The organism is Undibacterium umbellatum (genome assembly GCF_014284125.1).
Classification (GTDB): domain Bacteria; phylum Pseudomonadota; class Gammaproteobacteria; order Burkholderiales; family Burkholderiaceae_D; genus Undibacterium; species Undibacterium umbellatum.
Genome location: NZ_JACOFX010000022.1, coordinates 79,873 through 86,129, shown reverse-complemented (window position 1 = coordinate 86,129; position 6,257 = coordinate 79,873). Strand labels below are relative to the sequence as shown.

2 protein-coding genes are annotated in these 6,257 nt (G+C 49.1%); both read right to left on the bottom strand.

Annotated elements, in window-relative coordinates:
- Positions 1 to 4,696 (bottom strand): DUF4347 domain-containing protein (locus tag H8L47_RS25945; RefSeq protein ID WP_186956665.1); only part of this gene is annotated, 4,696 nt, incomplete at its 3' end.
- 2 nt (positions 4,697 to 4,698) lie between these two features.
- Positions 4,699 to 5,547 (bottom strand): sulfotransferase, encoded by an 849-nt coding sequence (locus H8L47_RS25940; RefSeq protein ID WP_186956663.1) that lies wholly within the window; start codon positions 5,545 to 5,547, stop codon positions 4,699 to 4,701.
- Between the last annotated feature and the right edge of the window lie 710 nt (positions 5,548 to 6,257).

Genomic DNA, 6,257 nt, shown 5'->3' with positions numbered 1-6,257 from the left:
TAACGCCATTGCCGGTCAGATCAGCAATGACGACAGCGGCATCAGCCCCGGCATTCCAGTCTTCGTTGGCGATCAGGTTGTACGTGTTGACACTGGTGGAGCTGGTGCCATTCTTGTTCATGATGAGGTTGGCACCCAACCTGTCTGCAGCACTGAGAGTCAGTGTGAACGATGTGGCGGAGGTGATCTCGACATTGCTGGTGGTGGTGAGGTTATAGCTGGCACCACCTTCGCCTTGCAGGCTGAACTTGTTGGCGACGATGTCGTTGGTAGCGCCAGTCAAGCCTGTGAGGCCAGTTCCTGTCACGGTCAGCACGCCGGTGCTGGCGTTGTAGGTCGAGGAGGTGATGGTCGGGACCGGCACATTGGAGACAAGAAATACACCGGAAGTATCCGCAATATTTCCTCCGGTAACTACGCTATTCCAATCATCAGATGCTACCAGACTATATGTAGTTCCTGCAGTTGAACTAAAGCCATTCTTATTCAATAGTTGCGCGACGCCAAGCTGGTCGGCACCATTCAAATTGATATCAAAATGCTGGTCATCAATTAAATCTACATTTGAACTTGTGAGTGCATAAGCACCACCACCCTCGCCCAAAACCGTTAATCTCGAGACCGTAATATCATTATTTACACCTGGAGTCGCTACCAAATACATTCCACTCACACGGAGAATATGACTAGCCGCATTATACGTAACGCCAATAAGCCTTGGAGCAGTCACAGCAGAAACCGTCACCGCATTCCCAATTAAATCAGCGCCGGAAATCAAAGTCTGATCCCAGCCAGCAGTGGCAGAAAGATTAAATGCGGTGGCGTCAGCAGCAGTAGTACCGTTTTTATTAAGCAAACCATTGACTGCCAATTTGTCAGCCGCATTCAATGTAACAGCAAAACTTGTTGCGCTCGCAGCAGTAACGTTTGATGTTGTTAATGAATAAGACGCACCGCCCTGACCTATTAGCGATAACTTGGAGACATCAATAGTGTCACCACTGACCATATTCAAAGCAGACACGGTCAGAATGCCAGAGCTAGCGCTGTAAGTCGCATTGCGAATGCTCGTAATTGCGTTGGAAACAGTAATCTGGTTGGCAGTATCGGCAATGTCCCCGCCAGTAATTACGCTGTTCCAGTCGTCAGCAGCAGCAAGATTGTAGAAAGTAAAATCGGCTGATCCACTGCCATTCTTATTCAATAGTGCATCAACGGCAGCAATGTCTGCTCCTGCCAAAGTAAAACTGAAGCTGGTGTCGCTGATTATTTCTACATTATTGGTTGTCGACAAAGTTCTTGTTGCGCCGCCTTCACCCTTGATGGTCAGTTTGGATATGGTGATGTCATTCGTCGCGCCTATGGTTTTAACTAGTTCAGAACCTGTGACAGTAAATACATGTGTTGCGCCGTCGTATGTTGCTGAATTGATTCTAGGCGCGAGAATACTTGATACGGTGATGGCATTGCCGGTCAAATCAGCACTGGATGCGGTGGTCTGATTCCAGTTAGCTGCAGCAGCCAGATTAAAAACTGTCGCATCTACCGCAGATGTGCCGTTGTTGTTGAGAATGCCAGCGACGTTTATTTTATCGGCAGCGTTAAGAGTTACAAAAAATCCTGATGAAGTGACTGCGGTGGCACTAGTGGTGGTCAAATTGTACGAACCGCCCTGACCAGTGACAGTAATTTTGGTGACATCAATGCTGTCACCAAAATTGACATTGGCAGTTGACACAAAAAGGGAGGCAGCGCCAGCAGTGTAAGTTGCACTGAGAATACTAGGTGCAGCATTAGAAACGGTGACGCCGTTGCCGGTCAAATCCTGGATGTTGCCACCAGCGATGACGCTGTTCCAGTCATCGGCTGCGGCGATATTGTAGATGGTGCTACTGACAGCAGAAGTGCCATTTTTATTCAATAAGGCGTCGACTGCAGCAATGTCGGCACCAGCCAAAGTGAACGTGAAGCTGGTCGCGGAAGTGACTTCGACGTCGCCAGTAGTAAACAAAGTACGCGTCGCGCCGCCTTCGCCTGTGATGGTCAATGCCGAGATGGTCACATCGTTTGTTGCACCGATGGTCTTGACGAGGTTGGTGCCAGTAACGGTAAAGACGTGGGTCGTGCCGTCGTAGGTCGCAGAAGTGATCGTTGGTGCCGTGACGTTGGAGACGGTCACTGCGTTGCCTGTCAGGTCGGCCGGTGCACTCGTCATCCAGTTAGCCGCTGCTGCCACATTGAAAGTCGTGGTATCAACGGCGGTTGTACCGTTGTTGTTCAGGATGCCATTGACCTCCAGTTTATCTGCCGCATTGAGCCCAAAACTGATCGTCGTCGCGTTACTGGCGGTCACGCCAGGTGTAGCGGTCAGTGTATAAGAGCCAGCCTGACCGGTGAGCGACAGTTTGGTGACATCAACTGCACCACCATTAATGATATCCAAACCGGCAATTGTCAGCGTACCTGTGCTGGCATCATAAGCAGCGCTAGTGATAGATGCTGGTGGTACCGCTGAGGTAAATGACCAGGTCGCAGTGGAAGAAATACCGTTGAAGGTCTTGTTTGCGCCATCTTTAAAAGCACCGCTGTCAATCAGGACATAATATCCCGTGGTACCAGCAAAATTGGCGGCAGGATTGATCGTCACCTTGCTGTTGGCACCACCGGAGCCACTACTGAACGTCACCTTGCTGCTGTCTGTTGCTGAAATGGTTTCCAGTATCGCATTATCAGACTGACGATAGATGACGATATTTTTGGCTGCAACAGCAGTAACAGCCTGACCAAATTCTATGACCAGATCGTAATTGACAGGAACATCAACGACACCATTGGCGGGCGACACAATACCGCTGAAATTGAAGCTGCCGTTGTCGCTGGACTCATAAGCACCGATGTCGGTTGAGCCACCGCGGCCAAAACCACGGGCATCTATTACCGGTGCACCAGTCGATGTACCGGCGTTGATGGCGTTGCTCCCCGCCAGAATGGCAATGGTTTGTACCGCACCACCATTATTGGCCAGCGCACCCAGGGCAGTGCCCAGCGTTGTAATGGTGCCCGTCGTGGTATTGCTACCGCTGCCAGTAGTTCCTACCGTGCTGATGACTAAGTTATTGCTGCCCGCGAGAGTGCTCGCGTTGCCGATAAAAACATCGTCATCATCAGAAAGATTATTGGTACTGCTATTGTTGGCAATGATGGTATTTTTCAGCGTGACGGCACCACTATTTTGCGTTACATACACCCCCCCGCCACCAATTGCCGCGCCATTGCCACCGACAAAAGAGTTACCGACGATGGTTGAGTTCGTCAGTGTTTTCGCGCCGGCACCTGAGAGACTGATACCACCACCACCGCCGGCATTGTCACCAGTTTTACCTGCAGAGTTGCCTGCTATCGTCAGATTGGTGAGTGTCGCACTGGTACCGGCAGAAACGGAAATGCCGCCCCCATAACGACCATTGCTGGCAGCATTGCCACTGATGGTGGAATTCGAGATTGTGACATTCGCTGCATTGACATAGGCACCTCCACCATTACCAGATGAGTAGGTGGCAGTAGCCGTATTATTGGCAATGGTGGTATTGCTGATGCTGACAGACGCGCCCGCATCATAGAATACCAATCCAGCACCCTTGGTTGTTGAATTGTTATTCTTGATGGCAATGTGATCTATCGTCAATGAGCCTGAGTACATCATCGCGATCGCGCCAAACGCGCCACTGGCATTCGACAAGGTCATGCCAGAAATACTGAGTGCCGAAGTGTTGGACGCATTAGAACTGGCCACAGAGGTAAAAATTGGTGAGCTGTTGTTGCCACTGATGGTCAGCAGGGTTTCACCAGCGCCAACGATGGTCAGCGCATCACCGTTATTTGCGGAATCTACATTGATTGCACCAGAAGTCAGGGTCAGCGTCGCCGCACCACCGGCGAACAGGGCTGGATCAAAAACAATAGTATCAGCCGCCCCATCGCCAATAGTAGCAGCCACAGCAGCCCGTAAAGATCCCGCGCCAGTATCATTCAAGTTCGTGACCTTGATGGTGGCGAGGTCATACTGATAATGCTGGGCCGAGATTGCCGTGGTTTCTACTGCACCGCTATTGTATTCCAGTACCCAATCACCATGCGCCCCGGTGTCATTGGTCGATGCGGCGACATCTGTGCCAGTCACTTCGGCCAACTGATTCACAAAGTGGACACCGATATCACCTTTGGCGACATCGCAGCCATACAGCAAAATATCGGCCCCAGGTGCCATTGCCTTTTGTATGGTCGCCAGGCTGGACTGATAGTCCGCAAGGTTATACGAAGACAGCATGGTATTGCCGACTACCAGATAACCTTCGCCGCCATGCGAGACAATATGAACGGCAGTGATATCCGCCTTGCCTTGCAGCGCATCAGCCATTTGCTGGACGCCATTCTTGAGCGGATCAAGCGTAATGACTTCCGTGCCTGGTTTGAGCTTACCAATCAGGCTTTGCCAGTTTTGCAGCGTAGTGTCTACAAACACTACTTCATGTGCAGCGGTCAGGAGCGGAGCAGGAGCAATATTTGTTGCACTGGCGCTAGCTATTGCTGGCGTAGACTGTATATGCAGTATTGTGTCCGGTGTCAGGCTGTATGAAAAACTGGAAGATGAATTTGTATCGGAATTGGCAGTGTTGAGGGGATTGATTGGTGTCATCTTCAGTTTTCAATAGTATTCGGAACAAATTTGGCGGTAATTACATTGGCGCGGCTACCTGTCGTGTCTTTCCAGAACGATAGCTGGCTGTATTGCTGAAACAAATCGGGAGGCAGTATGGTGTCGCGGGTCTCGAAGCTGACTGCCGGCCTGACTTTGTGCAGACCCCGCATACCTAAGGGAGCATCAAACTCAGGCGCGTCATATTGGATATTCTGGAAATCATGCTCGAATGCTTCTGCTCCGATAAAGTCATAAATCAGAGGCAGCACTTTTTGCGGCGCTTGCGCCAGCAAGTCATAATCGATGAGCAGCATGGAGGCAGCGTGCTCGCTATAGAAGGCGCTCTTTAATGCAGCCCACGGGTAGCCCACCATGCGATTGCGCTGTGCCAGTGTCTCTACCCGGCTATACACAGTAGCGCGTTCGTTGTCGTCATTAAACAGGCGTGTTATTTCGTAAGGGTCTGCCGCATATTTGCGTTCTATGCTGTCCATTATCCAGGCGACATTGCGCACACAGGCAATTACTTTGGAGCCAGGAAACTGGTCCATTAGCATAGGCAAATGGGCAGTCCACATGCGATTGGTATCGAATACCACACTCTTTTCAGTATGCTCTGCATAGTAAGAATCAAACAAACCACGCACCAAACGCTTGCGTTCAGCCTTGGTAATGACGGGGCCAAATTCCGTACCGGCACCAAACTGATGCAGGATGCTGGTATACAAAGTACCGACAGGACTAGTCATTCCAGCATGAAAGCGTGGATTCTGCAGCAATAAGGCTGCCAGCAGGGTAGAGCCTGAACGCGGCAAACCAGAGATAAAATGATAAGTTGGTGTTGTCATTATTTAAAGCAAGTAAGACATAAAGTGGTGAGAATGAAGCTTCCCCAAAAACGGAGCAAGCTATTGAATAGTTGCTACACGACAGCGACGCACTAAGAACATTGAACTCTCTTGTTTTCTTACTCACCATTTGCTATGGTTTTAGAAAGTTCTTTGATGAAAAAAATAAACAAAGAGCAAGACACTACTCGAAAAATGCTAATTACTCACTAGTGCAGGCATGCAAAGAGTTAACTATGGTTAAACTTTTCTGTGATTTCCGTGGAGTAGTAGCCCTTTTGTTTCGCCCTTGCATATCGCATGATGGGTAAGTCGCCACTCAGAAAATAAACTTCAAGCTGAATTAAGCTTTCAAACTCAAGAATGAAATGCCACTTTGCTGGTGAAAAAAATCAGGGCCAGACACAGACAAATGAATCAGCAGTTTTGCGAATGCTGTTGCTCCACTCACCTTAATTAACTAAAAATTTTTAACATTTCATTACATAACTGCTTATATACAGACTCTCCATCAACCCAATCTAGAACTATCGATCATTGTTGCCACTTCCAATCCATGCATTAAATAATTAATTGTAATCAATCATCGTAAGAGCTTCGTAAGCAGTGTCTGCGGTCAGGAATTGGTTTGAGTTGGAATGACTTAAGTGAACTGGCAAAAAAAAACCCGCCAGTAAGGCGGGTATGTTGAAAATTATATTTTCTATTCC